Genomic DNA, 23,933 nt, shown 5'->3' on the forward strand with positions numbered 1-23,933 from the left:
CCCGCGGCGCTCCTGTCATTCCGCGTCCGCACAGCCGGCAATAGCCGGCTCTGCGATCCGACCGGTCAGCCGATCCGGCGGACCGCGCGTTCACCCGCACCGGACGGCGGCAGCGCGGCAGCCGCCATCCCGGCTGATACCGGGTCGGCACCGGGCGCCTTCGGGGTGCTCGCCTTCGCCGGCAGGACGGTCGGGATCGGCGCGGCCGAGGCCGGGCCGGCAGCGGTCGACGCCGGGGACGAGATCGAGGCCGAGACAGGGGCCGAAGTGGGGGGCGACGTGGGGACCGACGGGGGAATCGACGTAGGGACCGGTCTGGAAACCGGCGCCGCGGCTTTCGGGGCTGCCGACACGAGCGCCGGACCAGCAGCGTCCGCTTCCGGCTCCACCGGGGGTGCGGCGGCGAGCGTGTTCGGCGGCTCGCGCCAAGCGAAGGCGTCGAGGCGCCCGGTTACCGGCGAGACCGGTGCCCAGGTGTCGGAGGCGATGCCGTCGGCGATCCAGACGCGGTCGCGTGGCGCGCGGGCGGCCCGGGCGAGCCACTCGCGGGCCTGGCCGGAGGCGGCCCCGTGCTCGGCCTCCTCGATGGCCGCCATCATCAGGCAGGCCCGGGCAGTCGGACGGTCGGCGAGCAGGGGCTTCACGGCCTCCCGGGCCCGCTTGTAGTCCCGCGCGTCGAGGGCAGCCTGGCCCAGGGCGAGCCGGGATTCCGGATCCCAGACGGACAGCTTCGCCAGGACCTCGGCGCGGGCGAGGCGGTCGCGGACCGAGTCGCCGGGCCGCAGGCCGAGATAGACCTTGGCGAGGTCGGGATGGGGATTGGCCTTCCAGGCCGCCTCGACGATCCGCGCGGCCTTCTTGACGTCACCGCGGCGGGCGAGGAGGCGGCCGGCGATACAAGCCGCCGGGACGAGGTCGGGGGCGAGTTTGACCGCCTGCAGGATGCGCTCCGCGGCGAGTTCCGGCTCGCCGGCCTCGCGCTCGCCGGCGATCGCGGTGAGGAGCACCGCCCGCTGGCGTCGGGCCGCGGCCTTGTCGATCAGTCCGAGGGACGAGCGACGCTCGATCGTCTCGAGGGCGGCCGCCCAGTCGCCGTCGGCGCTCTGCGCCTCAAGCACGGCCTCGTTGGCCCAGGTGACGCTTGGGGCGAGGCGGGCAGCCTCGGTGGCGTAGGCGCGGGCGGCGGTCTCGTCCTCGCGGCGCCGGGCCTCCACGAACAGGCCGCGCAGGCCCAGGACCCGGGTCTCGGGATCGTCGACCATGCGCTGGAAGGCGCTCTCGGCCGCGTCCCGGTCGCCGGAGATCTGCGCCGCCTGCGCCTTGAGCAGCAGGGTCAGCGGCTCGGTGCCGAGGAGCCGCTCGGCGTCGCCCGCGAAGCGGCGAGCCGCCAGAGGATCGCCCGAGCCCACCGCGACCATGCCGCGGGAGAGGGCCGAGAGGCCCTTGGCCCGGCGGCGCTCGGCCGAGCCGCGGACCAGGGCCTCCGGCAGGCCGATGACGCCGCGCACGATCGCCCAGAGCACGCCCAGGACAATCGCGGCCGCGATCACGCCCACGAGGGCGACCGCGAGGCTGGTGCCGATCTGGTAGCCGTTCCAGACGACGGTGACGGTGCCGGGCCTGTCGGCGATCCAGACCGCCCCGAAGGCGGCGAGTGCGAGCAGAGCCAGGAAGGCGAGGGCGCGCCACATGGGGTCAGTATCTCCTGTCGGCGGCCGGCTGGCGGCCGTCGCGGGGGGCGGGAGGAGCGGGGCGCCTGCGCGCCCGCTCGGAGATGATGCGGCCGCGCAGCGCGCGGATCGGGGCCCTCACCGGACTAGCGCCCGGGGGCGGCTTGGGCCGGCTGGGGCGCGCCGACCGGCAGGGCCTTGAAGGCGCTGTCGAGCAGGGTGCGCACGGCCTGCTCGGCCTCGGCCCGGGCCTTGAGCTTGGCGCCGAAATCCCCAGCCTGCTCCTGGGCCTCGGCCGGGAGCGCCGCGAAGGCCGCCGAGGCTGCCGTCAGGTCGCCGCGGTCGAGGGACGCCTGGACCTTGCTCTCCGGATCGCCCGAGGCCTCGGGGGCGGGCGCATCGGCCTTGCGGATCTGCACGAGACCGTCGGCCATGCTGAGGAGCTTGGTGCGGAAATCGCCGGTCTCGGCCGCGCTCCTGGCGCGCTGCGCCTGCCGCTTGGCCGCGATCCGCTCGGCGATCGGCCGGAACGTGTCGGCGAGATCCGCCGCCGAGGGGGCGCCGCCGTCGGCGAAGGGGGCGAGGGCCTTGGCCTGCACCTCCGTTCCCGGATCGAGCTTGCGCAGGGTCGCCAGCGGCTCGGCATAGCTCGCCCCGGATTCCAGCGCGGCCGCCACCCGGTCGGCGACGACGACCCGGAGCGCCGCCTGGACGGTGCTGGCCTCGGCGCGCTGCGCCACGCTCTTGTCCAGGGCGGCGATCTGGTCGGCCTGCTCCTGCAGCCGCCGGTCGACTGCCTTCGCAGCCTCCGCGGCCTGGGCCTGTCCGGCCTCGGCGGCGGTGCGGCTCGCCTGGGTCGCGGCCTGGACCGCCTCGGTGGCGGCCTTCACCCGCGCGTCGACGGCCTGCTGCAGCGAGTCGAGCCGCTGCCCCAGGGCCGCGTCGGCCTCGGCATTCGCCTTGGTCTTCTGCTCCACCTCGCTCTGCAGCGCCGCGACCTTCCGGGCGGCCTCCTCGGCCGCGCCCTTGTTGGCGCCGCCATCCTCCACCGCCTTCAGGCGAGTCTCGAGGTCGGCGATCTGCTTGGCGTTGTCCTGGACCGCGCCGAGCTTCGAGTCGGCCGGCTGGTCGCGGCCGGGCTCCTGACCGGGCTCCTCCTGCAGCGCCGCGACGCGCTGATCGAGGCTGTCGAGGCGGGCGACGAGATCCGGCGGCACGGCCGGGGCTTGACCGGAGGCCTGACCGGCAGCTTGCCCGTCGGCGGCGGAAGCGGGCGCCGCGCCGGACTTGTCCAGCGCCTGCTTGGCGCTCGCCTCAGCGGCGGCGACGCGTTTGTCGAGCGCCGTCACCGCGTCGCGCGGGGCCAAGCCGTCGAGACGCTTGTCGAGGGATGCGAGCTGGCTGGAGAGCCTCTGGTCCAGGGCGTTCAGGCGCGGGTCGGGGCCGATCCCGGCCTTCTCGGCGCCGAACAGCAGGCCGGCGCCGATCACGCCCCCGAGCAGCCCCGCGGCCGCGAGCGAGCCGAACCCGGCCCGGGCCTTGGGCGCGGCGGCGCTTCTGGCGGGGTCGGCGGCGGCCACCGCAGGGATCGGGCCCTTCGGCGGCTCCTTGCCGTCCCTGGTGGCGTCCTTGGGAGCATCCTTGGACGGCTCCTTGCCGGCGGCCGGCGGATCCGGGATCCGCTTGGCCTTCAGGTCGATGATCGGACCGGCCGTCACCGCGCTGGCCGCCGCCGTGCCCGCGGCACCGGAAGCGGGTCCGCCCGGACGGGGACCGCCCTGCGGGCCGGTTCCGGGCTGCGCGGATTTCGGATCGATCGTGGCCCCGGACGCGCCGGACGCGGTGGTGGAGGCCGTCGACGCGGACGCGGACGATCCGACCCGGGCGTCGGAGCCCGACGACGCGGCGGCGCCCGCCTTCAGGGGATCGGGCTTGACGGGATCGATCTTGGCGCCCGCCGTCTGCGCGGCCGGGCCGGTCGACGACTTCAGGCCGTCGGCCCCGGAAGCCGGCTTGCCGGCGTCGGCCTTCGGATCGATCGTGCCGGGCTTGGCGGTCACGACCGGGTCGGTTGCCGGCTTGGGCGGAGTTCCGGGCGCCGATCCCTGCGGCCCCTTCGCGCCGCCGCCGGCGGTGGAGGAAGCCGACGTGGAAGCCGACGTCGAAGCGGTGGACGCCGACATCGTGGCCGGTCGGGACGCGCTCCCGGACGGGCTGGGCTGCCCGGGCTTGCCGGGCGCGGCGTCCGGCTTCCGGCCGCCGCCGGGGCCGGGCTTGTCGGCGTCGCTGGGTGGTGGCGTCACGGGCAAGTCCTCCAACTCTTCGGCGTCGCCGCGCCCCCCTAGCACCGCGGCGGCGCCGGGCGCGAGGGCGAGATACGGCGGCCCGGCCTCCCTGTCACCGCACGGTTAGCCCGGTCACGGCGCCAGGGCGTCGAGCAGGTCCGCTTCGCGCGGGCGTGCCGCGACGAAATGGACCGGAACACCGGCGGCTTCCAGGGGTGCCGCGACATCCGGCGATAGGCAGTAATGCCTCAGCCGGCGGAAAGCTCCGCCGTGCTCCGAACCATCCGCGAGGGCAAGGGCGACGGCGGCGCTGCGCCGGGAATAGTGGAGGGCGGCCTCGAGGCGATTCCCGGCGAGTTCGCGGCCGACCGCCGGGGGCAAGCGCTCCAGCGCCTCGGCCCGGTAGGCCACGAAGGCGCTGATCCGGAATCCGGCCGCCGCGAGCGTCGCCGCCGGTTCCGGCTTGCGCTCGGCCCCGGTCGCGTGAAGGAGCGCCGTGCCGGGTGTCAGCGTCGCCGCCACCAGGGCAGCGAGGCCCGCGGCATCGCCGGGGCCCTCCCGCACGGGGCCGAGACCGGCCTCGCGGGCCAGGGCGGCGGTCCGCGCGCCGACGGCGAAGACCGGAAGGCCCCGCAGGGCCGGCGCGTCCCGGGCTGCCGGAATCGCGCTGGCGCTGGTGAGGAGCAGCGCGGCGAAGGGTCCCATGGGCGGCGCCGCCGCGGTCGGCCGCACCGCCAGCACGGGTTCCACGAGCGGCGCGTGGCCCAGCGCCGCGAGCGCCGCCCCGGTCCGCGTCGCCCCCGGCTCGGGCCGCGCCACCCAGATCCGCAACGGCTAGGCGTCCAGCGTCAGGCGGACGCCGTGGCGCGCGGCGGCGCCCGGGGCGAGCAGGCGCTGCGAATCGCGCTCGGCGAGGTCGCCCGCGAAGCCCGACCAGTCGGCGTAGCCGGTCCAGCACTCGAGCGACAGGAACGGCGCGGTGGGCTTGGTCCAAACCGCCAGGTGGGGGAAATCCGCCATCTCCATGCGGATCGACCGGCCGGGGCCGGTGAAGCGCATCCAGCGGCTGCGGGCGTTCCGGAACACGAAGGCCTCGGTGAAGAGCGCCGGATCGAGGGGCAGCGTGTCCCCGGCGAGGGGGATCGGCTGCTCGTCGCGCAGCAGCAGGCCGCCCGGGCCGACCTGGGGCGCGAAGGGCCGCTCCGCCTGCTCGAAGGCCACCGCGTAGCCGCCATCCCGCGCGCGGGTGCCGCCCGCGAAGGGCCATGGGAAGGCCGGGTGGAAGCCGAGGGCGTAGGGCAGGGGGACGTCGCCGGGATTGGCGACGGTCACGTCGAGGTCGAGACCCGCCGGGCGGACCCGCGCGGCGACGTCGAGCCGGAACGCGAACGGGTAGTGCGCCCGCGTCTCAGGCCCGTCGGTCAGGCGCAGGGTCACCGCGTCGGCGCTCCGGTCGACCACCGCGAAGGGCAGGTCCCGGGCGAAGCCGTGCTGCGCCATCGGGTAGCGCTCGGAGCCGACCGTCACGTGCCCGCCGGCCGAGGCGCCGACCACCGGGAAGAGCCAGGGCGCGTGGCGGTTCCAGTGCTCGGGGTCGCCGCTCCAGAGATACTCGGTCCCGCCGACCCGCCAGGAGACCGGCTCGGCCCCGTGGGTCGCGAGCGTCGCGGTGGTGCCGTCCGCTGCGGTCAGCTCGATGCGCGTGGTCACGGTGCTCTCCCGGTCTGCCTCGGACAGCCGAGGTAACGGAGGCCGGGCCGGACGCAAGGGGCCAGCAAGGGGCGGCTCACGCCGCCGTGCCGAGCCCCGGCAGGACCGCCTCGGGCGGCCCGGAGGCGACGATCCGGCCCGCCTCCAGGACGTGGACCGCGTCGGCGCCCTCCAGGGTCGAGAGGCGATGGGCGATCAGGATCAGCGTCCGCCGGCCCGACAGGGCGCGCAGCGCCCGCATCACGGCCGCCTGCGTCTCGTCGTCGAGGGCGGAGGTCGCCTCGTCGAACACGATGACGTCCGGGTCGTGGTAGAGCGCCCGGGCGATGCCGACGCGCTGGCGCTGGCCGCCGGAGAGCCGCGCCCCGCGCTCGCCGACCCGCTCGGCGTAGCCGTGGGGCAGAGCCGCGACGAACTCGTGGGCGCCGGCGAGCCGCGCCGCCCGCTCGACGGCGGCGAGGTCCGGCGCGTCGAGGCCGAGCGCGATGTTCTCCGCCACGGTGCCGTCCACCAGGAACACCTCCTGCGGGACGTAGCCGATCCGGTTCTGCCAGGCGGGCAGGGTCCCGGCGTCGAGGGGCCGGCCGTCCACGGTGATCTGCCCGATGGTCGGGCTCAGGACGCCGAGGATCAGTCCCGCCAGCGTCGACTTGCCCGAGCCGGTCCGCCCGGCGAGGCCGATCGTGGTGTTGACTGGGATCGCCAGGTCGATCCCGGCGAGCGCCGGCCGGCCGGTGCCGTAGTCGAAGCCGAGGCCCTCGAGGCGGATCGCCGTCGCGAAGGGCAGCCGCTCCGCGGTGCGGGGCCGGGGCTCCCGCTCGTCGGCGAGCTCGTCGACGATCACCCGCACCGCCGGCAGGGTGAAGCGCATCAGCGCCACCGAGGTGAAGATGTTCTGGAAGGCCGGCAGCATGCGGTAGCCCGCGAAGGCGAACAGGCCGAGCAGCGGCAGGATCCCGGCGACGTCGAGACCCCGGGCGAGCGCGAACAGCACCACCACGATCACCCCGCCGAAGGCCAGCGCCTCGATGACGAAGCGCGGCATCTGGCCGGTGAGCTGGCTCGCCGCGGTGGCGAGGGCGTAGGCCCGCGCCGGGGCGTCGAACCGCGACGCGAACGCCTCCGCGCGCCCGTAGAGCTTCAGCTCGGTGAGAGCCCCGAAGGTCTCCTGCACGATCCGGAAGCGGGCCTCGTTGTCGGCGACGGTGCGGCTGCCCAGCCGCGCCAGCCGGGCACGCATCACGAGGTAGATCCCGACATAGAGGCCGCCGAAGCCGCCCCCCAGGATCAGCGCGAGCTGCGGCGCGTAGGCCAGCAGGAAGGCGATCACCGCGAGCGCCGAGCTCGCCCGCGAGGCGAGCACCGTGGCGGGCGTCAGCGCGCCGATGACCAGCCGGTCGGTCTCGGACAGCACGTTCTTGGCGAGCTCGGCGCTGTTGGCCTTCGCGAAGAACAACCGCTCCCGGTCGAGGTAGCGGAACAGCAGCCGCCGGCTGAGGCTGTAGCCGGCCAAGTGCGTGAATCGGAGCTGCGCGTAGGTCAGCCCGGCATTCACCAGCGCGGTGACGAGGATCGCCGCGAGCGCCGCGCCGCCGGTCACCAGCAGGAAGCCGCGCTCGTCGGTCAGGCCGAGGGCGCCCCGGGCCTGGGCCAGGTAGGGGATCCGGGTCGCCGCCGACGGGTCCCCGACCAGCGTGAGGAACGGGATCACCGAGGCGACGCCCACCACCTCGAGCAGCGCCGCCGCCGCGAGGCCGAGGGCAATCAGGCCGAGCCGGCGCCGGTCGGCTGCCCGCATGGCGCGGACGAGGTCGATCAGCGCGCGCATGGCGTCGCGGGGTCTGGCGGGGCTGCTCGCATGGTCGGGCCGGGCTTAAGCGCGCCGTTCCGGCCTGTCCACGCCGGGCTCAGTCGAGCTTCTTGAGGGAGCCCAGGTCGACCTCGCCGTCCTGGCCGGTGAAGGTCAGGGTCTTGGCGGCCCCGTCCGCCTGCGCGACGCCGCCGATCCGGTGGTCACCGCTGTCGTAAGTCGAGACCCGCCCGTCGCGGTCGACGAGGAGGCGGCGCTTGTCCGGGAAGAATGCGTACTTCATCCCGTTCTGCGCGCCGCTGGTCGCGGGCTCGCCGAGATCCTTCGGCCACCAGGGCTCCATGCCCTTCATCGGCTCCATGGGTTTCATCGGTTCCATCGGCTTCATGGGTTCCATCGGCTTCATCGGTTCCACGGCGCGCCTCCTGCCGGTCGAGAGACAGGAGGACGCGGCAGGCGCGGAAGGGTTGCACGCCCCCTCCCGCCCGGGCCGGGCTCAGAGCGGCGGCAGCCCCGGCGCCGGGCGCTCCCGCACCTGGCCGTCGAAGCCGACATGGAGCTGGTGCTCGCGGCCGTCCCGGTCCTTCGCGGCCACCTCGAAGTGGCGCGGCCCGCGGCCCGTGACCCGCACGTCGCCGTAGCCCGCCGCCTGGACCGAGGCAGTCAGGGCGGCCATGTCGGGCTTCGGCCCGAGACCGAGCCGGTCCTTGGCCCAGTCCAGGCTGCCGGTCGGAGGGCCGCCGGCCGGCCCGAGCAGCAGCGTGCGCCCGTCCCCGTGGGTCAGGACCCGGGCGTGCAGGAAGCCGGTCTCGAAGCGGCCCTGCACCGTCACGGTCTCGCCTTTGGCGACGAGGCCGCCGCCCTCACCCTCGCGGCCCGTCTCGACGAGGGCCCGCCCGGTCCCGTCCTGCACCACGAACTTGTTGCCGAAGATCTCCGCGACCGCGCCCTTGATGGCGGTCGCGCCCGATGGGGCCAGGGCCTGGATCGCCACCGGCGCGACCGGCGTCGGCTGGAACGGCGTGCCCTGCGCCAGGGACAGGCCGACGGCGCCCAGGGTCAGCGGCAGCGCCATCGCGCCGACTACCCAGGTCCGCCGCGGGACCGCCCTCGACGCCGGCCTGGCGGTCTCGCGGACCTCCCGCACGGTCCCGTCGATGGTCTTGTCGTCGCTCATGATCTCAATCCTCTGAAGGGTCCGGATCCGCTCGATCCGATGCCCCTTCCTAGGGAGCCGCCGGCAATCCGGTCTGAACCGCGCGGTTCAGGCCCGGTTAAACGCGCCGCCCTAGAGCGCTCCGTGTGGAACCCGTGCGGGCTCAAAGGCTTGGCAGCGGGCGCTGATGCGGGCCGACAGGTCGGCACCCGCGTGGCCGTCCCGACGGCCCGGGTGAGACCACGGACGTAAGTCCTGGCCGCAGCGGGTGAAACCGGCCGGCCGCCCGGGGCATCGCGCCGGCAGCGGTCGAATCCGGCCATCGCGGACCAGACGGGGAGGTGAGACCGGTGAAGATCCTGCTGGTGGAGGACGACGCGGCCCTCGCGGCGGAGGTCGCCAAGGTCCTGCGCGCCGAGAACTTCGTGCTCGACCGCGCCGCCACCGGCGAGGACGCCCAGCATCTCGGCGAGACCGAGGGCTACGACGCCGTCGTGCTCGATCTCGGCCTGCCGAAGGGCGACGGTGTCTCGGTGCTGCGGGCCTGGCGCGGGGTCGGGCGGACCCTGCCGGTGCTGGTGCTCACCGCCCGGGACGGCTGGAGTGACAAGGTCGCGGCCTTCAAGGCGGGGGCGGACGACTATCTCGTGAAGCCGGTCCGCGTGGAGGAGCTGGTGATCCGCCTGCGCGCCCTCGTGCGCCGGTCCCAGGGCGGGGGAGCGAGCCGGATCACCTGCGGCCCCTTGAGCTTCGATCCAGGTCTCGGCGCCTTCGAGCACGAGGGCCTGCCGCTCAGGCTCACCGGCCTGGAATGGCGGGTCCTGTCCTGCCTGATGCTGAACCGCGAGACCGTGGTGCCGCGCCCGCACCTGATCGAGCGGGTCTACGAGGGCGACGCCGACGTCGATTCGAACTCCGTCGAGGTGATCATCACGCGCCTGCGCCGGAAGATCGCCCCGGCGCGGATCGAGAGCGTGCGCGGCCACGGCTACCGCCTGCACGCGGAGCCCGCCTGATGGCGGCGACGGTGCCGCGACGCTCGCTTCGCGCCCGGCTGCTCGCGGCGGCCCTGGTGATGGTGCTGGCGGCCCTGGTGGTGGCGGGCCTCGCCATCGGGGTAATCCTGCACCGGTTCGTGCGCGGGCAGCTCGACGGCCGGCTCGACGCGCAGGTCGTCGCGCTGCGGGCCGGGCTCGAGGCCGGCATCCTCCCGCAGGGCCTGGACGCGCCGCCCTTCGACCGGCCCGGCCCCGGCTGGGCCTGGGAGGTGCGCCGCGGAACCGAGACCATCCGCTCGGGCTCCCTGCGCGGCGGCGACATCCGCCTGTCCGATCCGGGACCGGACGACGAGCCCGGCCGACCCCACCCGGCCTCGGGCACGGGGCCGCGCGACGAGCCCCTCGTCGCCCGCGTGCTGGTTGTGCCCGGGCCCGAGCCGGCGACGATCGTGGTGGCCGCGCCCGAGGGGGAGCTGCGCGGGCCGCTGCGCGAGGCGCTGACCAGCCTCGCCCTGGCGCTCGGCATCCTCGGCCTGTGCCTGCTCGCCGGGCTGGCCTTCCAAGTGCGCCTGGGCCTGGCGCCGCTGACGCGCCTGCGCGCGGACCTCGCGTCGGTCCGGTCGGGGCGGCGCGAGCGCGTGCCGGCGGACCAGCCTGCCGAGATCGCGCCGGTGGTGGCGGAACTCAACGCGCTCCTCGACCAGAATGCGCAGAACCTGGAACGCGCCCGCGGCCACGTCGCCAACCTCGCCCACGCCCTCAAGACGCCGCTCGCCACCCTGTCGATGGCGCTCGCCGACCCCGCCCGCGACCCGGACGGCGCGCTGCGCCGGCAGGTCGACGACATGGACCGGCGGGTGCGCCACCACCTCCGGCGCGCCCGGGCTGCGGCCCTGGCGGGATCGGCCCGGGGGCGCACGCCCCTGGCGCCGCGGCTGTCGGACCTGCGCGCCGCGCTGACCCGGATCCACGCCGAGAAAGGCGCGGTGATCGACATCGAGGTCCCGGAGGCCCTGTCGGTCTCCTGCGAGGGCCAGGATCTCGACGAGATGCTCGGCAACCTCGTGGACAATGCCTGCCGCTGGTGCCGGAGCCGCGTGCGGGTCACCGCGACGGCGCGCGACGGCGACGTGTCCGTCTCGGTGGAGGATGACGGGCCCGGGCTCGACCCGGCGGCGGCCTCGGCCGTCATGGCTCGGGGCCGCCGCCTCGACGAGGGCGTGCCGGGCCACGGCTTCGGGCTGCCGATCACCCTGGAACTCGCCGAGCTGTACGGCGGTGGCCTGAGTCTCGGGCGGTCGGATCTCGGCGGCCTGCGGGTGGGCTTGGTTCTCCCGGCCTGACCGGGATCCGTCAGCCCAGCGCCTCCCGGAGGATCGGCCGGATCCGCGGATCGGCGCAGTGGGCGACGTTGAAGCGCATGTAGCCGTTCCAGGTCTCCGACAGGCTGAACGACGTGCCCGGCGCCAGCACCATGCCGCGGGCCAGCGCCCGGCGGGCCACATCGGCCCCGTCGCGCCCGTCGGGCAGCCGCATCCACAGGAAGAAGCCGCCCCGGGGCTGCGCCCAGGTCTCCAGGCCGCAGGCGCGCAGCTCCGCGGAGGCCTGCACCATCGCGCCGGCGAGCCGGCGGCGGGTCTCGGCGAGGTGCCGCCGGTAGGCGCCCTCGGTGATCAGGGCGTGCACCAGCGCGGCCGTGATGTGGCCGTTGCCGAGGCTGAGGGCGAGCTTGAGATCGACCAGGGGCTCGACCCAGTCGGCCCGGAGCGCGATCCAGCCGCAGCGCGCGGCCGCCGACAGGGTCTTGGAGAAGCTGCCGATCTGGATCACCCGCTCCAGCCCGTCGAAGCCGGCGAGCCGTGGGGCCGCCTCGGGCTCGAGGTCGCCGAAGATCTCGTCCTCGACGATGAGCGTGTCGTGCGCCTCGCACAGCTTGAGGAGCCGGTGCGCCACGGTCGGTGCGAGGCTCGCCCCGGTCGGGTTCTGGAGGGCCGCGTTGGTCAGGTAGAAGCGCGGCCGGTGCTGCTCCAGCAGGGTCGCGAGCGCCCGCAGGTCCGGCCCCTCCGGCGTGATCGGCACGCCGACCACCGCGACGCGCTGCGCCCGCAGCAGCGCGAGGAAGTTGAAGTAGCAGGGATCGTCCACCAGCACGGTGTCGCCGGGCTGAAGCAGGAAGCGGCAGACGAGGTCCAGCGCCTGCGTGGCCGATTCGACCAGCACGATCTGGTCGGGCTCGGCACCGACGCCCTTCTCGCCGATCTTGCGGGCGATCTGGTGGCGCAGGGGCTCGTAGCCGAGCGGCCGGTCGTAATTGGTCATCTCGGCGAGGTCGGCCCGGGCCACCCGGCGCAGGCCCCGGCGGATCGCCTCGTGGGGCATCCAGGAATCGGGCAGCCAGCCGGCGCCGGGCTTCAGCTGGTCGGAGCCGGCCTGCTGCGCCTGCCGCGTGATCCAGAGCGGGTCGACAATCCGGTCGAGCCGCGGCCCCATCGCCTGGAGCGAGAGGGGCCGGGTCTTACCGGCGACGTAGAAGCCCGAGCCCGGCCGCGGCACCACCGCGCCCTCTGCGGCGAGGCGCTCGTAGGCCTCGACGACGGTGGATTTCGAGACGCCCATCGTCTCCGCGAAGGCCCGCACCGAGGGGATCCGCACGCCCGGGACCAGCCGTCGCGCCGCGATCCGTTCCCGGATCTCGCCGACCACGGCCTCGACGCGCGTCCCGGGGCTCCTGACTGCGACCGCCATCCGTACTGCTCTTTCGTGCGGACAATTCTTCCGAACCGTACCGAAGTGTTCCTGTCGCCGCCAGCCCCGGGCCGCCAGGATCGTGACGCCCCGGAACGACGGAGGAGGGGATCCATGACTCAGTGCCTAACCGAAACCGACGCCCTCGAAGCCCGAATCGCAACCCGGTCCGGATCGCGGAGCGGATGGCTCGCCCGGACCGCCGGGGCCGTGCTGGCCGTCGCTGCGGAAGTGCGCGCGGGCCTGTCGCGGGCAGCGATGAACCGGCGCGTGCTCCAGCGCCTGTCGACCCTGTCCGACCGGGAATTGAAGGATATCGGGTTGACGCCCCAGGACGTGGCGGATGCCTGCGTGCCGGGAACGGGCGACGCGATCCACCTGCTGGTGGGCCGGCGCGACGAGCGCCGCCGGGCCCGGACCGCCGCGCGGCGGTGGTGACGCGGTGGTGGCGCGACGGCGTGCGGCGTAGGATGCGTCCATGACGCTGCGCGACGGGCTCGCCGCAATCCTGGTGGTCACGATCCTCGGGCTGGCCTTCGTGGCCATCAAGGTCGGCTTGGAGACGGTGCCGCCGCTGATGCTGTGTGCCCTGCGCTTCGGCTTCGCGGCCCTGCCGGCGGCGCTGGTGATCCGGCCGCCCCGGGCCCCCGCCGCCCTGGTGGCGGGGTTCGGCCTCGCCCTCGGGGTCGGCCAGTTCGGGCTGCTCATGACGGCGATCCGCCTCGGCATGCCGGCCGGGCTGTCGTCCCTCCTCATCCAGGTCCAAGTCCCCTTCACCGTCGCGCTCGCCTGGGCGGTGCAACGGGAGCGCCCGCGCGGACTTCAGGTCCTGGGCGGCAGCATCGCGCTCATCGGCGTCGCCGCGGTGGCGCTCGGGCGGGGCGGAGGCGCCCCGCTCGGCCCGCTGCTCCTCGTCATCGGAGCGGCCCTGGCCTGGGCCAGCGCGAACGTCATCGTGAAGCGGATCGGCCCGGTCGACAGGCTGGCGCTGATGGTCTGGGGCAGCCTCGCGACCACGCCGCCTCTGCTGATCCTGTCGCTGATCATCGAGGGAGCGGGCGCCCTGGCGCCGCTGGCGCATCCAAGCTGGGGCGCGATCGGATCGGTCGCGTTCCAGGCCTACCCGACGACGCTCCTCGCCTTCGGCCTCTGGAACGGGCTCCTGACCCGCTACCCTGCGGCCGCCGTGACACCCTTCGCCCTGCTGGTGCCGGTGGCCGGCATCCTGAGCACGCATCTCGTCGTGGGCGAGCCTCTGAGCGCCGACATCCTGGCGGGTGGCTGTCTGATCCTGGCGGGGATCGCACTGAGTCTCCGCGGCACGCGGCCGGGCGCTGTCCCTGCGATGAAGCCTGAACCGGAAGCGCCGAAGGCAGCCTGACCGCCGGCCGCACATCTCGTTCCGACGCGGGATCGTGCCGCCCGGAACGCGCGGGCTCTCACCGGCACAGAGCCGATCGTGATGGATTTCGATGGGAAAATCGGGGAACGTGGCGCGGGCGACGGGGCTCGAACCCGCGACCTCCGGCGTGACAGGCGGGGCGGAAATGCAGATCCATCAAAGGTCCGTCAGACTTTTGGTCTCCGAAAACGCTCTTCGAGGAAGGCCCGGAGTCTGACGGCGCCCGGCCTCAAGCGATCCGCGACAGGCCCCGGTTCTCGAACAGCAGGTTGAGCGCCTCGACGAAGAGGTCCTGCATCGCGGCATCCTCCGTCGCCGCCAGCATCCGGAGCTGGCGGTGCGCCGCCTCGTCGACGAACGCGGTCACGTTCCGCTTGCCCTCGCGCGTCTTGGCCTTGGCCGGACGTGCCTGGGTTGGAGCGGACGGCGCCACGGGCTCTGCCGGCGCTTCAGCCGCCGACGCCGGCTCGGTCGCCGGCTTCTTCCCCATCAGGGTCCCGCGCTTCATCCGGCTCACTCCGCCGCCAGTGTCGTCGTGTCGGCCTGTCTATCTGGCGACAGGCCGACATGCCTACAGGCCCAAAGCATCAGCGCACGCGCTTCCTCGGCCGCCTTGCCGCCCGGCTCGTATTCCGTGGCGGTGCGGCCATCGATGACGGCGTGGGAGAAGGCGATCCGGTTGTGCAGCACCACCGGTGCAATCTGGGCGCCTTCTTCCGTGAGGCCGGCGCTGGCCTCGGCGACGAGCGCGCTACGGACCGGTGCGGCCGACAGGACGATGTAGGCCGCCCTCTTCTCGATCCGGACGAGCTCGCGTGTGGTGGCGATCGCCGCGAGGTCGAAGGCCGACGGGCGGCACGGGATCAGCACGAGGTCGGAGGCGCGGATCGCGGTGAGCGCTGCGCCGTCGGCGTTCGGCGCCGTGTCGATCACCACCAGGTCAGCGCCGGCGGCCCGCGCCGTGTCCAACGTCTTGGCCAGCCGGGCCGGCTGGATCGACACGACCTCGGGCTCCTCGGCCGTGCGATCGTCGGACCAGCGGGCAGCGCTCGCCTGTGGATCCATGTCGATGATCGCCACGCTCAAGCCCGCGGCCTGTGCTGCGACCGCGAGGTGGACGGCGATCGTCGTCTTGCCGGCACCGCCCTTCTGGCTCACCACAGAGATTGTCCGCATGTCGGCACGTCCGTTCGTCGGCCTGTCGGCCTGCCTACACGTAGGTTCATCTTCAGACCTTAAGCGTTCGTGTACGCAGCGGCGATAGGGCTGCGTGGACGCTGAGATGCGTCTGAGATAGCTGTCGGCGATGGCCAAAGACCCCGCGACCGTCTCCGAGCTGCGCAAGGCCGCCGAGATCACCGACCAGGAGATCGACGCTGCGGTCGACGCTGTTCTCGCGGATCTGGCGACCGAGGCCTACCCGCTCGCGAAGGGCTGGACCCTCGACCTCGTCGAGACGCTCCGGACGAACACGCGCGCGGCCGAAGCGCTCACCACCGACAAGCCGGCGTGGAAGCGCAACATGGTCCGGACCGCGATCCTGCTGGCGCACCCGGTGAAGGGATGACGGAGACAGTGCTGTGACGCCAGCCGAATACGTTCAGGTGGTCGTCATGCCCACGGTGCGGGAGTTCATGCAGAATACCGGTGACCGACGGCTGGCTTACCTTTCCGCGATCGCCGCCTTTCACATCCCCGACTATCTGTCGCGCACCGCTCCGCCAGCCATCAAGCCCGAGGCCGAGCTGAAGCGCATCCGCAAGGTGCTGCGTTCGGACCTGCCCTCCTATTATGATGCGATTGATGGGATGGCGAACGGGACCAAGCACTGCGGCAGGGACTTCGGTGTGCCGTTCAAACCCGGCGACGAGAGATATGTCCAGGCGTTCGCCGCTGATGTGGAGGGCGCTGGTGCTGACCAGGGGCGCTGGGATGGTTCGGGCCTTCTTGTGACCGTAGGCGATGAGCAGGTCTTCGTGGACAATGCCCTCGGGTACTTCCTGTTGGCGTGCTCGCAGCGCTTCCCCGATTATATCCCGAAGATCAAGCCATCGGATTGGGACCCGAAGTTCGGATTGATCGGCTGACAGATGCGGGACGACGAGGCCGACCCGATCATAGAGGCGGTCGCCGCGCTACGAGCCGCCGGCGTCGCGGTTGCGCCAATCGGCGACAAGCTCGAACGCTGGCAGATCGGCGACCTGGTCTTCACGGATGCGGATCTGTGGCGCCTCGCCGCGAGCCGCGGACTCGTCGAGGGTTCCGATGGCTGAGCAGCCGGCCAACCCATTCGGCCTCTCCCTCCCGCTACGCATCGAACGCCTGGAGGAAGCGATCAAGGTGGTGGACGCCAACGGGAAGGCCTGCGCCTATTTCTACATCTGCGCAGAGCGAGAGCGAAGGCTTCAGACCAGGCGGTTGTCGCCAGAGGAAGGCGTTGAGGCTGCTAGGATTTGCGCACGGGCGCTGACGGACGCGTTGGAAGGGCGAGGATAAGGGGAGAGGATGCACGACGATTTCGCTGCACAACACCGCAAACTCGCTACAGCCCTTTTTCACATGCGTGGGCTCTGGAGCCAACCTCGGTTCTAGGCTAACACTGGCTACGGCAGTGCTGCAATTCTGCCAGCATAAAAACACTCGATAGCATAAGTATAATAAGCCTAGTTTTTAGCAACTTGCACAGCCGGAGATGTAGATGTTCGATGGTCATTATGTCGAGTGGAGGATTAAGAGGATTGCCGCCCTTGTCGAATACTATGGCGAAGGATGGTTCAGAGGCAAGCGTATCTTGGAACTTGGTTGTGGGTACGGAGATATTGGGGCCGCTCTTTGGGCCCTGGGGGCCGATGTAACCCTTTCTGAAGGGCGTCCCGAGCACGTGGAGGCTATTCGAAATAGGTTGCCTATGCTCGGATCAAATAAAGTAGTATTGTGCAATCTGGAAAACGGACTTGTTTTCGATAGGGATATCGGTCATTTTGATCTAATTATCCATTTTGGCGTTCTGTATCATCTTAATGACTGGCAGACTTCGCTGGCCGGGTGTTTCGAGATTTGCAAATATCTCGTATTGGAAACTGAGGTCTGCGATAGTGATGATCCACATTTTGAGATAAAAATCGAAGAAAACAAAGACGGATACGATCAATCTATAGTCGGGATAGGTTCCAGGCCGTCAGCCGATATGGTTGAGCAGTTTTTTAAAGGCAATAACATTAACTATCACCGACTCCGTGATAATAGATGCAATTCTGGCATGCATAGATACGACTGGGTTGTTCAGAATAAAAAAAATTGGGAAAATGGACTGCGGAGGATGTGGTTTTGCGGCAGGGACAAGGTGCGCCCATGATTGCAATGCTACAGCCCACTGTCGCACTTCGTGAGCACCGGGTTAGCTGAAGGCTGGAGCGGCCCGTTGAAGAACCGAAGTCACCGGCTCTGAAGCCGCGCTGACGGACGGGCACGAAAAAGCCCGCGCCGGCGAACCGCGCGGGCTCCTCAGGCTCGGCACCCTGGGGGAGAAAGTCGAGCTTGATCCTAGAGATATCGCGGCAGCGGTTGAAGGAAAGCCCGGCGCGGTGGGGCGGAAGTGGGGAGGAGCCTAGCTGCCGCCTGCGGCGGGTCAGTACGTTGGCCGGATCCAAGGAACCAATGGCGACCTGCAGTACGGCTCGTGGACCTGGAGCTGCACCGGCTGCCAGCGCGGGCACGAAGCCGACGGCGTCCGACCGCTGAACGGCATGGCCGACACCCGGGACGAGGCGATTGAGGCCCTGGCGGCCGCCTGGGCTCGGGCGAAGGCCTGGAGTGCGCGGGCCGGACTGCCGCTGGTGCCGGGCGGCTCATGACCGACGAGCAGAAGGGCTACCTGAAGGCGCTGTCCGATGTGCGCGCATGGCACCAGTTGCAGATCGGGCAGAAGTTCGAAGACACGCGAGGCCGGGAAGGCCCTGAAGCGGCCGTCGCTTGGCTCGATCTGCTCATCGCCGCGACAGAGGAGCGCGCGGCCGAGGATGAGGCCGAGCAACATGCGCAGCGTCATCCGTCCACGTCACCAAGGAGTCGCCGATGACGCATTCGCTCGCAACTGGCCGGCGCACGCCGCTGCCGATCCACTCGCGCAATCCGCGCCGCGCCTACGACGTCGACGGCTATGAGATCACGCCGATGACGTTCCAGCAGGCGATGGACAAGGGGGTGCGAGCGGTCCGGGTGATCTGCGACTGCGGCTGCGTCGACGAGACGCCGATCTACGTGGGGGCGTGGCCGTCCACGAGCTTCGTGCCCGATGCCGGCATGACGCTTCGGTGCGGCGCCTGCTCGAAGCCTGATCCGCAGACGGTGCCCGCGTGGCCCAAGAAAGACGGCAACTAGAGCAGGCCGCCCGCCGGCCCGCCGGTCAGCGACTTGCCCGCGCGGGTGACCAGCTTCGAGAACGCCAGCGCGGCGGCCGACGCCTGCGCCTCCGACGGAAAAGTCCGGTCCGATTCCGTCACCGGCATGTGCGCTGCGTCGAGCAGCACCCAGGTCCAGAGGTGGCGGCCAGTGGATCGGATCTCGAAGCGCATTGTGGGCTCGGTATGCGAGTGGACATACCGGCATGATGCGCTGCGAAAAGGCCTTCCGCGTTAATGGCTTGGCGGACGCAACAACCTGTGCCGGCTAAGACTGTGGTTGCCCCCGACATCCTCGCAGATCACAGGCGCGATCAGCCGCGGCCCTTTGCGGCATACTCCCAGACCGGCGGCCCCCACGTCTGACCCGGCTTGGTCCGGTACCCGGAGAAGCGGTCGAACACGATCCGGTCCGGCTCGACGCCGACCGCCTTGCTGTCGTTGACCATCAGAGCCCCGGCATACTCGACGCGCAGGAAGCCGTGCTCCGGGTGGACGCCAAAGAGCTGCGGCGCCGTCCAGCCGAGCCGGTGCGCCTCGGCGCCGTGCTCGTCGATGAACGCCAGCGCGTTCGCCCGCATCGCCGCCCATCGCGCCGGCAGGAGATACCGGCACGGCGAGGCGTGCTCGGACAGGCGCTCGATCTGGTCGCGCCATGAAGCCACGGCGGGCGGGAGGGCAGCGGGGGCGAGGCTGGCTGACATGCCGGCGGCGGTACCGCGGGCCCCTTAACGAAATAGGGCGAGCGCTTGTGGAAGCGAAACAGTCTCGCCATGCTGGATCGCATAAGTCCTACAGCGCCGCATAGGCGCGCAGCTCCAACGATCCGAACTGGCTTGGGTCCTGAACCTCAGCTACCAGAGCGCTTACGGGCGGGAAGGTAGTCCCACACGTTAACAGCGATGATAAACCCGACGAAAAACAGGCACCCTGATAAGAAGAGCCATTGAGGCAACATGTCTACCGACGACTTTCTGTGGTGGTCTAACGTAATTTACCTTTTCTCGCTTGCCGCCGCGTTGATCGCGAGTTTCTGGCTTTGGCGTTTAAGCTTGCGTTACGAAACGGGCTCCGACCGTCCTAAGTTGCGTCAGAGCGCAAATAAGCTCCAGCTGAGCTTCTCAGCCGTGGCCGCCCTGGCGAGCTTGGCGCTATGGCAGTTTTCCCTCCGGGCAAGCCACGAGGCCGACGCAAGAGTAGCTGATGCGGACAAAGCTGGAAAGCAGGCCGCTGAGGTCGCTGCCACAGCCAAGGAGCGGACTGCGCTACTGGAGCGCGAAGCCGAAGAGGCCCGGGAGCGAACCGCGCAGATTGACGGCTCCAATTTGCAACTCCAACGCATAGTGGAGCAAGAGCATAGTGCCCGCCTCAAGTTGGAAGGCGCAATGGCATCCAGGCATATCTTGCCCGGCCAGCGGTTTGCCATTGCCGAAGCGCTTTCAAAAATCACAGATCCACTTTATGTGAATGTGATTTGTCTACAGGATCCTGAGTCAAGAAATTTTGCCAGAGAAATTACCCAAGCGCTCGCTGACGCGCATGTGATCGTCCACGCCACGGTTATAAATGTCATGCCACAATATGGCATTGGTATCACAACGAAGCCGGGCAACCCAGTGATCGAGGCTCTAAAATCTGCAAATCTGCAGCCGGCCGTAAACTACACAAATGACGACCACACGCAGCTCTTTGTAGGACTGAAACCACCAGGTTTGTAGATCTTGGATCCGGAAACGACGAAAGGCGCCCCGGCCGAAGCCAGGGCGCCCAGGGCAGTGTGAAGTAGGGTGTGAAGCGGCGCTACCGGCGCGCTGGCGCCCGGGCGTCCCGTTCGATCTCGTCGATCCGGCGCTGCATGCCCTGGATGGTGTCGCGCGGGGTGTTGAGGTCGTAGAGCCCCTGCCGGTTCTGATCGGACTGACGCTGCAAATCCGCATCGCGGGCGCGCTGGGCGGCCCACATCTGCTCGTGCTCGCCGCGGGGGACGATCTGCTTGGATACCGTGTCGAGATCGCGCTCGATCCGCTCGACCCGCGCGTCCGACAGACGCTGGAGATCGTCCCGGCGCTGGGTGATGACGGAGAAGCGCGCGTCTAGGTCCTCGCGGGGCACGTAGCGATCGGCGCGCGCCTCCATCTTCACGAGCGAGGCCTTCAGGTCGGCGATGCCGTCGCCCAGCGGACGGAAGGCGAGGCCGCCAATCGACGCGATGACAGTGAGCATGATGCCGGCGAACGTCCCGATCACGCCCCACGGGATGCGATCTCGGGAATCGAGCTTCCCGACGATGGTCTTGATCCCATCCTCGATCCCGCCGACCCGCACCTCGAGCGAGGTGATGCGCTCGTCCATCGGCCGTCCGGTCATGGGCTGGATCTGCTGCTGCTGGAGCTGTGCGGTCATGGTCCTGGCCCCCAAGGCCGGAGAGTCGCGCGCCGGTGTTCCGGTCGCGCGGAGAGAGACCCCGTCCCACGTGCGCGAGGGGCCGAATGTCAGAGTGGGAAGCCCGTGAAACTTTCACGGGCTTTGGGTGCCGGTCAGGGCTTGGCGAAGTCCCGGTGCACGGCCTCGATCCAGGCAAGCGCGCGCAGCCCGCACGCGGTCTTGGCACGATCTTGGATCTTCGCCCGACCGATAATCCGCACGACGTCGGCGGTGCTCAGCGCCCGGTCCGGGATCTCCGGAAAGGACCGCTTCAGGCAGGCGGCGACATCGGAGGGCGGCTCGGGCAGGATCACGCGGATCTCGGCCGGCGCGCTGACGTCGAGCGCGGGGACCGGCTCAGAGTGCACGCAGGCGGCGAGCGAGATCGCGAGGAACGGCAGGATGAGTGCCGCGCGGATCGTGGGCGAGCGCATCGTTCAGGTCCTTCAGCTGGGCGTTGTCGGCCTGGGCAGCCGCCAGATCGCGGGTCGCCTGCTCGGCCAGATCTTTGGTGATCGCCTCGGCCTTCTCGGCGCGCTCGCGCTCGGCCTTCAGGTTGGCGGCGGCGACGACCTTAAAGGCGTCGTGCGCGCCCTTGGCCTCGGCCGCCTGCCAGATTGCGGCGCCGGTGATGAGGAGCGCGCCGACGCCGATCAGCGGCATCTTCAGCCGCTCGGGCACGAACATCGCGCCGACGAAGGCGACGACGACGCAGGCGATCCCGCACGCGCCGACGATCGACGCGAGCGGCGAGAACGCCGCCCACGCCTGGAACAGGAAACCGAGCATGGGTCAGACCCCCTTGAGGCAGAGCGCTTCCTCGGCCTTGCGCCGCCGCACGAGGCCGGCGACGACGCGGCCGCCGGCGCGGTCGAACTTGAGGATGGCGTGGCAGGCCGCGCGGCGGTCGCCGGCGTTGTAGAGGCGCACGACCGAGCTCTTGCAGAAGCCGCCCGAGCCGATGTTGTAGGAGAGGCTCAGGAACGCCGCGTAGGTATCGTCGCCCATCGGCCGGGTGACACACCGCTCCATCGCCGGGGCGAAGTCCTCGGTCAGCCGCTTGAGCAGCATCGCCTCGCACTGCGGCTTCGAGACCGTCATGCCCATGCGGACACCCTTGGTCTCGCCGATGCAGATCGTCGGCACGCCGATCGAGTCGCGATAGGCCGAGGTGCGCAGCCCCTCGAAGCCGGTGATCGTGGTGCAGCACAGCGCCGCGAGCGCGGTGCCGGCGATGAGGCGGCCCTTGGCCTGGGGCGGCAGCTTCGCCACGGCTGCGGCGGACCGGCGGAAGATGGATGCGAGCATCACGCGCCTCCGCCGTTGACGTTGCCCTGCGGCATCAGCCGCGCGCCCACGGCCGCGACCGTGAAGAAGAGAGCCGCAGCCGCGACCCACGGGCGGACCGCGGCCGGCGCGTCGGTGAAGAAGCTGCAGGCCTCCGCGAGCCCGTCGCAGAGCGCGGCGAGCAGCATGAAGCGCACGCTCCAGGCGCGGAGCAGCAGCTCACGCCAGTTCTCGTGCAGGCGCGCGCGGACGGCCGCGCCGAGGCGCGCGAGGAACGCGGACATCGGGTGTCTCCTGGTCAGAACGGGATGGAGAGGCGCAGGCGCAGCGGCGCGAGCTCGTCGAGCTCCAGGGTGCGCAGGCGGCCGGCGTCGTGGATGAGCAGGCCGTTCGGCGCGATTGGCGCCGCGGCCAGAAGGCTCGCAGCACTCGGCCGGGCCGGTAGGTGCGGGATGCGCGGGCGGGCGGTGGCCGCGGCCGGCGCGCCTGCCACCAGGACGCCGGCGAGCGCCGCCAGAATCCGGACGCGCATCAGCGCGCGTCCGCGACGCGGCGCCCGGACGGCACGACCTCGACCCGCACCCGGGCGAGGCCGCAGGCACCGAGCGCGCGGCACGATCCGGTCGACAGGTCGATCAGCCGCCCGAGCCGACGATGCGGGCCGCGATCGTTGACGCGGACGACGATGCTCCGGCCGGTGGCGAGGTGCGTCACCCGGAGCCGCGTATTGAACGGGACGTCCCAGATCGCCGCCGTCCGGCCCATCGGCTTGAACCGCTCGCCGTTCGCGGTCAGGCCCTTCGGGTTGATGCGGAAGATCTCGCGGCCGTAGGTCGAGGCGATCCCCTCCCAGGCGCGGGCGTGGCCGGGCACGAGCAGCAGCGCGCAGGCGATCGCCGCCCGCAGCGCGAGGCGCTGGAGGATCATGGTGGTCTCCGGAAGCGTGGTAGGGGGCGGCGCGGCTCGCCGTGTTTCACCGATCCCCGCGTGCGGGGCGGCTCCAGCCCGGAAGGGCGGAGGGCGGCGGGCCGCCACCGTTCCCGAAATCTTCGGGAACGGTCGGGCCTCAGGCGGACGGCGCGCCTACCGCAGCGCGGTGATGTCGAAGGTGACCGGCGTCGTGCCGGCGGAGAGCGCCAGCGTGGTCTTGAACGAGACGGCGACCGTCCCGTCGGCGGTGACCAGCGGCAGGCCCATCTCAAGGCCTGCCGGCAGCTTGGCCCGGACCTCGACCTGCTCGCCGGCCTTGAGGACATCGCCGGCCCGCGCCGGCACGAGGCCGGTCAGCGTCAGCGTGAAGCTCGCGAGCGCGGCCGCGTTGGGGAGCTTGGCCGACGCGGTGAAGTGCGCGACCTCCTCGGGCCGGCCCTCGAGCGCCGCGAGGCGGGCGAGGATCGGGGCGAGCGTGGCCGGCACGCCGAGCAGGTCGAGCACGGCGGACAGCGGCGCCATGTAGAAGCGCCCATCCTTCAGGACCCGGACCATCTCGGTGCCGTCGAGCGGCTGGCGGTAGATTGGGAGCGGCGTCATAGGGTCAGCTCGGCAGCGTGACGGCTGCAAACGCTGCGTCGACCTGTGCCGTCGTGGTCACCGTCCCTGCCACGCGCCCCTCGTCGAGCTTGCGGTAGGCGGAGTAGCAGGCCTGCACCCACTGACCGACGGCAATCGCCACCGTCTGCATGGTCTGGCTGTCGATCGCGACCCAGCCGGACGCGGCCTTGAAGTCGATCGACTTGTCGGGCTGTGCTTGGCTCAGCGCGTAGGCGCCGTCGATCAGGCCGCGGCTCTCGGCATCGGTCTTGATCCGCATGCCCCCGATCGTCACGCCGCCATCGCGAAGAGCCGCGTGGGCGTTCGCGATGTAGGCGGCGAGATCGACGCCCGTGTAGGCCGCGATCAGCGCGGTCGCTGTCTGCCTCTGCACACCCGTAGCGCTGGGATCGAAGTCGATCCGCCACGTGGACCGGTCGTTCGAATCGGCCGTCGACACGCCGAGGATCGGGCAGACGGCCGCGATAGCGGCGTGGAGCGCCTGAATATCCATGG

General features: G+C 71.3%; 32 protein-coding genes. 11 read left to right on the forward strand and 21 right to left on the reverse strand.

Going from position 1 to position 23,933, the window contains the following annotated elements; all coding sequences use genetic code 11:
* Nucleotides 1-65: 65 nt before the first annotated feature.
* The 7 genes from BLT59_RS03975 to BLT59_RS04005 all read right to left on the reverse strand — a co-directional run bounded on the left by BLT59_RS03975 (nt 66) and on the right by BLT59_RS04005 (nt 8,652).
* Complete coding sequence (locus BLT59_RS03975; protein ID WP_091776744.1) at nt 66-1,691, reverse strand: heme biosynthesis HemY N-terminal domain-containing protein; 1,626 nt, start codon at nt 1,689-1,691, stop codon at nt 66-68.
* Nucleotides 1,692-1,816: 125 nt separating this feature from the next.
* The gene (locus BLT59_RS03980) at nt 1,817-3,730 is read right to left on the reverse strand and encodes a translation initiation factor 2 (RefSeq protein WP_244513831.1); all 1,914 of its coding nucleotides are present in this window, start codon (nt 3,728-3,730) and stop codon (nt 1,817-1,819) included.
* A 357-nt stretch (nt 3,731-4,087) separates the two neighbouring features.
* Nucleotides 4,088-4,786 carry a uroporphyrinogen-III synthase gene (locus tag BLT59_RS03985; RefSeq protein WP_091776748.1) on the reverse strand — a complete coding sequence of 233 codons (699 nt, stop codon included), beginning with the start codon at nt 4,784-4,786 and terminating at the stop codon, nt 4,088-4,090.
* Between the two features lie 3 nt (nt 4,787-4,789).
* Nucleotides 4,790-5,665, reverse strand: a complete 876-nt coding sequence (locus BLT59_RS03990) for an aldose 1-epimerase family protein (RefSeq protein WP_091776750.1) — start codon at nt 5,663-5,665, stop codon at nt 4,790-4,792.
* Between the two features lie 76 nt (nt 5,666-5,741).
* Nucleotides 5,742-7,493, reverse strand: coding sequence for an ABC transporter ATP-binding protein (locus BLT59_RS03995; protein ID WP_091776752.1), 1,752 nt, complete (start codon nt 7,491-7,493; stop codon nt 5,742-5,744).
* Nucleotides 7,494-7,572: 79 nt separating this feature from the next.
* Nucleotides 7,573-7,881: a hypothetical protein gene (locus tag BLT59_RS04000; protein ID WP_244513843.1), complete on the reverse strand. Its 309-nt coding sequence runs from the start codon at nt 7,879-7,881 to the stop codon at nt 7,573-7,575.
* Nucleotides 7,882-7,971: 90 nt separating this feature from the next.
* Nucleotides 7,972-8,652, reverse strand: a complete 681-nt coding sequence (locus BLT59_RS04005) for a DNA-binding protein (RefSeq protein WP_091776754.1) — start codon at nt 8,650-8,652, stop codon at nt 7,972-7,974.
* 329 nt (nt 8,653-8,981) lie between these two features.
* On the opposite strand from BLT59_RS04005, the gene BLT59_RS04010 reads away from it, so the two are divergent.
* On the forward strand, nt 8,982-9,647 hold the full coding sequence (locus BLT59_RS04010) for a response regulator transcription factor (RefSeq protein WP_091776756.1): 666 nt from the start codon (nt 8,982-8,984) through the stop codon (nt 9,645-9,647).
* Nucleotides 9,647-10,972, forward strand: a complete 1,326-nt coding sequence (locus tag BLT59_RS04015; protein ID WP_091776758.1) for a sensor histidine kinase — start codon at nt 9,647-9,649, stop codon at nt 10,970-10,972. Before BLT59_RS04010 ends, BLT59_RS04015 begins: the two co-directional genes overlap by 1 nt.
* 10 nt (nt 10,973-10,982) lie before the next feature.
* Here BLT59_RS04015 and BLT59_RS04020 read toward each other — a convergent pair whose 3' ends face one another.
* Entirely contained in the window at nt 10,983-12,374 is a 1,392-nt protein-coding gene (locus BLT59_RS04020; protein ID WP_091776759.1) for an aminotransferase-like domain-containing protein, read from the reverse strand.
* A 114-nt stretch (nt 12,375-12,488) separates the two neighbouring features.
* Here BLT59_RS04020 and BLT59_RS04025 point away from each other — a divergent pair, with 114 nt between their 5' ends.
* Both BLT59_RS04025 and BLT59_RS04030 read left to right on the forward strand, forming a co-directional pair.
* A complete protein-coding gene (locus BLT59_RS04025; RefSeq protein ID WP_091776761.1) occupies nt 12,489-12,812 on the forward strand; it encodes a DUF1127 domain-containing protein in 324 nt (107 codons plus the stop codon).
* Between the two features lie 40 nt (nt 12,813-12,852).
* Entirely contained in the window at nt 12,853-13,755 is a 903-nt protein-coding gene (locus tag BLT59_RS04030) for an EamA family transporter (RefSeq protein WP_091776763.1), read from the forward strand.
* 250 nt (nt 13,756-14,005) lie between these two features.
* On the opposite strand, the gene BLT59_RS04035 is transcribed toward BLT59_RS04030, so the two are convergent.
* Together BLT59_RS04035 and parA are read right to left on the reverse strand one after the other, a co-directional pair.
* Complete coding sequence (locus BLT59_RS04035; RefSeq protein WP_091776765.1) at nt 14,006-14,284, reverse strand: ribbon-helix-helix domain-containing protein; 279 nt, start codon at nt 14,282-14,284, stop codon at nt 14,006-14,008.
* A 5-nt stretch (nt 14,285-14,289) separates the two neighbouring features.
* Nucleotides 14,290-14,952 (reverse strand): ParA family partition ATPase, encoded by a 663-nt coding sequence (gene parA, locus BLT59_RS04040; protein WP_091776767.1) that lies wholly within the window; start codon nt 14,950-14,952, stop codon nt 14,290-14,292.
* Nucleotides 14,953-15,082: 130 nt separating this feature from the next.
* Here parA and BLT59_RS04045 point away from each other — a divergent pair, with 130 nt between their 5' ends.
* The 6 genes from BLT59_RS04045 (at nt 15,083) to BLT59_RS04075 (ending at nt 18,156) form a co-directional block, all read left to right on the forward strand.
* Nucleotides 15,083-15,343 carry a hypothetical protein gene (locus tag BLT59_RS04045; RefSeq protein WP_091776769.1) on the forward strand — a complete coding sequence of 87 codons (261 nt, stop codon included), beginning with the start codon at nt 15,083-15,085 and terminating at the stop codon, nt 15,341-15,343.
* A 13-nt stretch (nt 15,344-15,356) separates the two neighbouring features.
* Entirely contained in the window at nt 15,357-15,863 is a 507-nt protein-coding gene (locus BLT59_RS04050; RefSeq protein WP_091776771.1) for a hypothetical protein, read from the forward strand.
* A 3-nt stretch (nt 15,864-15,866) separates the two neighbouring features.
* On the forward strand, nt 15,867-16,049 hold the full coding sequence (locus tag BLT59_RS04055) for a hypothetical protein (protein ID WP_091776775.1): 183 nt from the start codon (nt 15,867-15,869) through the stop codon (nt 16,047-16,049).
* Nucleotides 16,050-16,474: 425 nt separating this feature from the next.
* On the forward strand, nt 16,475-17,131 hold the full coding sequence (locus BLT59_RS04065; protein WP_091776781.1) for a class I SAM-dependent methyltransferase: 657 nt from the start codon (nt 16,475-16,477) through the stop codon (nt 17,129-17,131).
* Nucleotides 17,132-17,626: 495 nt separating this feature from the next.
* Complete coding sequence (locus BLT59_RS30510) at nt 17,627-17,854, forward strand: hypothetical protein (protein WP_139173919.1); 228 nt, start codon at nt 17,627-17,629, stop codon at nt 17,852-17,854.
* Complete coding sequence (locus BLT59_RS04075; protein WP_091776788.1) at nt 17,851-18,156, forward strand: hypothetical protein; 306 nt, start codon at nt 17,851-17,853, stop codon at nt 18,154-18,156. The genes BLT59_RS30510 and BLT59_RS04075 overlap by 4 nt, the downstream gene beginning before the upstream one ends.
* Here BLT59_RS04075 and BLT59_RS04080 read toward each other — a convergent pair.
* Nucleotides 18,153-18,350: a hypothetical protein gene (locus BLT59_RS04080; protein WP_091776792.1), complete on the reverse strand. Its 198-nt coding sequence runs from the start codon at nt 18,348-18,350 to the stop codon at nt 18,153-18,155. The genes BLT59_RS04075 and BLT59_RS04080 overlap by 4 nt on opposite strands.
* A gap of 140 nt (nt 18,351-18,490) precedes the next feature.
* Nucleotides 18,491-18,880 carry a hypothetical protein gene (locus BLT59_RS04085; RefSeq protein WP_091776795.1) on the reverse strand — a complete coding sequence of 130 codons (390 nt, stop codon included), beginning with the start codon at nt 18,878-18,880 and terminating at the stop codon, nt 18,491-18,493.
* A 252-nt stretch (nt 18,881-19,132) separates the two neighbouring features.
* Here BLT59_RS04085 and BLT59_RS30515 point away from each other — a divergent pair, with 252 nt between their 5' ends.
* On the forward strand, nt 19,133-19,894 hold the full coding sequence (locus tag BLT59_RS30515) for a hypothetical protein (protein WP_139173921.1): 762 nt from the start codon (nt 19,133-19,135) through the stop codon (nt 19,892-19,894).
* A gap of 82 nt (nt 19,895-19,976) precedes the next feature.
* Here BLT59_RS30515 and BLT59_RS04090 read toward each other — a convergent pair whose 3' ends face one another.
* The 9 genes from BLT59_RS04090 to BLT59_RS04130 form a co-directional block, all read right to left on the reverse strand.
* Entirely contained in the window at nt 19,977-20,579 is a 603-nt protein-coding gene (locus BLT59_RS04090) for a hypothetical protein (RefSeq protein ID WP_091776797.1), read from the reverse strand.
* 134 nt (nt 20,580-20,713) lie between these two features.
* Nucleotides 20,714-21,034: a hypothetical protein gene (locus BLT59_RS04095; protein ID WP_091776800.1), complete on the reverse strand. Its 321-nt coding sequence runs from the start codon at nt 21,032-21,034 to the stop codon at nt 20,714-20,716.
* Nucleotides 20,958-21,389 carry a hypothetical protein gene (locus BLT59_RS04100; protein ID WP_091776803.1) on the reverse strand — a complete coding sequence of 144 codons (432 nt, stop codon included), beginning with the start codon at nt 21,387-21,389 and terminating at the stop codon, nt 20,958-20,960. Before BLT59_RS04100 ends, BLT59_RS04095 begins: the two co-directional genes overlap by 77 nt.
* A gap of 3 nt (nt 21,390-21,392) precedes the next feature.
* Nucleotides 21,393-21,908, reverse strand: a complete 516-nt coding sequence (locus BLT59_RS04105) for a lysozyme (protein WP_091776806.1) — start codon at nt 21,906-21,908, stop codon at nt 21,393-21,395.
* Nucleotides 21,908-22,171 carry a DUF7940 domain-containing protein gene (locus tag BLT59_RS04110; RefSeq protein ID WP_091776809.1) on the reverse strand — a complete coding sequence of 88 codons (264 nt, stop codon included), beginning with the start codon at nt 22,169-22,171 and terminating at the stop codon, nt 21,908-21,910. Before BLT59_RS04110 ends, BLT59_RS04105 begins: the two co-directional genes overlap by 1 nt.
* Before the next feature lie 14 nt (nt 22,172-22,185).
* Nucleotides 22,186-22,419: a hypothetical protein gene (locus BLT59_RS04115; RefSeq protein WP_091776811.1), complete on the reverse strand. Its 234-nt coding sequence runs from the start codon at nt 22,417-22,419 to the stop codon at nt 22,186-22,188.
* Nucleotides 22,419-22,814, reverse strand: a complete 396-nt coding sequence (locus tag BLT59_RS04120; RefSeq protein WP_091776813.1) for a septal ring lytic transglycosylase RlpA family protein — start codon at nt 22,812-22,814, stop codon at nt 22,419-22,421. Before BLT59_RS04120 ends, BLT59_RS04115 begins: the two co-directional genes overlap by 1 nt.
* Nucleotides 22,815-22,970: 156 nt before the next feature.
* Nucleotides 22,971-23,417: a hypothetical protein gene (locus tag BLT59_RS04125; RefSeq protein ID WP_091776815.1), complete on the reverse strand. Its 447-nt coding sequence runs from the start codon at nt 23,415-23,417 to the stop codon at nt 22,971-22,973.
* A 4-nt stretch (nt 23,418-23,421) separates the two neighbouring features.
* Nucleotides 23,422-23,931: a DUF4376 domain-containing protein gene (locus tag BLT59_RS04130; protein ID WP_091776817.1), complete on the reverse strand. Its 510-nt coding sequence runs from the start codon at nt 23,929-23,931 to the stop codon at nt 23,422-23,424.
* Between the last annotated feature and the right edge of the window lie 2 nt (nt 23,932-23,933).

Origin of the sequence: Methylobacterium sp. UNC378MF (genome assembly GCF_900103195.1) — a bacterium.
Classification (GTDB): Bacteria; Pseudomonadota; Alphaproteobacteria; order Rhizobiales; family Beijerinckiaceae; genus Methylobacterium.

Coding starts and splice junctions, on each gene's coding strand:
- BLT59_RS04130 (WP_091776817.1), bottom strand. CDS start 23,931: ATGGATATTCAGGCGCTCCACGCCGCTATCGCGGCCGTCTGCCCGATC.
- BLT59_RS04090 (WP_091776797.1), bottom strand. CDS start 20,579: ATGACCGCACAGCTCCAGCAGCAGCAGATCCAGCCCATGACCGGACGG.
- BLT59_RS04110 (WP_091776809.1), bottom strand. CDS start 22,171: ATGTCCGCGTTCCTCGCGCGCCTCGGCGCGGCCGTCCGCGCGCGCCTG.
- BLT59_RS04125 (WP_091776815.1), bottom strand. CDS start 23,417: ATGACGCCGCTCCCAATCTACCGCCAGCCGCTCGACGGCACCGAGATG.
- BLT59_RS30515 (WP_139173921.1), top strand. CDS start 19,133: ATGTCTACCGACGACTTTCTGTGGTGGTCTAACGTAATTTACCTTTTC.
- BLT59_RS03975 (WP_091776744.1), bottom strand. CDS start 1,691: ATGTGGCGCGCCCTCGCCTTCCTGGCTCTGCTCGCACTCGCCGCCTTC.
- BLT59_RS04065 (WP_091776781.1), top strand. CDS start 16,475: ATGTTCGATGGTCATTATGTCGAGTGGAGGATTAAGAGGATTGCCGCC.
- BLT59_RS30510 (WP_139173919.1), top strand. CDS start 17,627: ATGACCGACGAGCAGAAGGGCTACCTGAAGGCGCTGTCCGATGTGCGC.
- BLT59_RS04005 (WP_091776754.1), bottom strand. CDS start 8,652: ATGAGCGACGACAAGACCATCGACGGGACCGTGCGGGAGGTCCGCGAG.
- BLT59_RS04030 (WP_091776763.1), top strand. CDS start 12,853: ATGACGCTGCGCGACGGGCTCGCCGCAATCCTGGTGGTCACGATCCTC.
- BLT59_RS04035 (WP_091776765.1), bottom strand. CDS start 14,284: ATGAAGCGCGGGACCCTGATGGGGAAGAAGCCGGCGACCGAGCCGGCG.
- BLT59_RS04075 (WP_091776788.1), top strand. CDS start 17,851: ATGACGCATTCGCTCGCAACTGGCCGGCGCACGCCGCTGCCGATCCAC.
- BLT59_RS04025 (WP_091776761.1), top strand. CDS start 12,489: ATGACTCAGTGCCTAACCGAAACCGACGCCCTCGAAGCCCGAATCGCA.
- BLT59_RS04100 (WP_091776803.1), bottom strand. CDS start 21,389: ATGCTCGGTTTCCTGTTCCAGGCGTGGGCGGCGTTCTCGCCGCTCGCG.
- BLT59_RS04045 (WP_091776769.1), top strand. CDS start 15,083: ATGGCCAAAGACCCCGCGACCGTCTCCGAGCTGCGCAAGGCCGCCGAG.
- BLT59_RS04085 (WP_091776795.1), bottom strand. CDS start 18,880: ATGTCAGCCAGCCTCGCCCCCGCTGCCCTCCCGCCCGCCGTGGCTTCA.
- BLT59_RS03995 (WP_091776752.1), bottom strand. CDS start 7,493: ATGCGCGCGCTGATCGACCTCGTCCGCGCCATGCGGGCAGCCGACCGG.
- BLT59_RS04015 (WP_091776758.1), top strand. CDS start 9,647: ATGGCGGCGACGGTGCCGCGACGCTCGCTTCGCGCCCGGCTGCTCGCG.
- BLT59_RS04055 (WP_091776775.1), top strand. CDS start 15,867: ATGCGGGACGACGAGGCCGACCCGATCATAGAGGCGGTCGCCGCGCTA.
- BLT59_RS04080 (WP_091776792.1), bottom strand. CDS start 18,350: ATGCGCTTCGAGATCCGATCCACTGGCCGCCACCTCTGGACCTGGGTG.
- BLT59_RS04120 (WP_091776813.1), bottom strand. CDS start 22,814: ATGATCCTCCAGCGCCTCGCGCTGCGGGCGGCGATCGCCTGCGCGCTG.
- BLT59_RS04095 (WP_091776800.1), bottom strand. CDS start 21,034: ATGCGCTCGCCCACGATCCGCGCGGCACTCATCCTGCCGTTCCTCGCG.
- BLT59_RS04115 (WP_091776811.1), bottom strand. CDS start 22,419: ATGCGCGTCCGGATTCTGGCGGCGCTCGCCGGCGTCCTGGTGGCAGGC.
- BLT59_RS04000 (WP_244513843.1), bottom strand. CDS start 7,881: ATGAAGCCGATGGAACCCATGAAGCCGATGGAACCGATGAAACCCATG.
- BLT59_RS04020 (WP_091776759.1), bottom strand. CDS start 12,374: ATGGCGGTCGCAGTCAGGAGCCCCGGGACGCGCGTCGAGGCCGTGGTC.
- BLT59_RS04105 (WP_091776806.1), bottom strand. CDS start 21,908: ATGCTCGCATCCATCTTCCGCCGGTCCGCCGCAGCCGTGGCGAAGCTG.
- parA (WP_091776767.1), bottom strand. CDS start 14,952: ATGCGGACAATCTCTGTGGTGAGCCAGAAGGGCGGTGCCGGCAAGACG.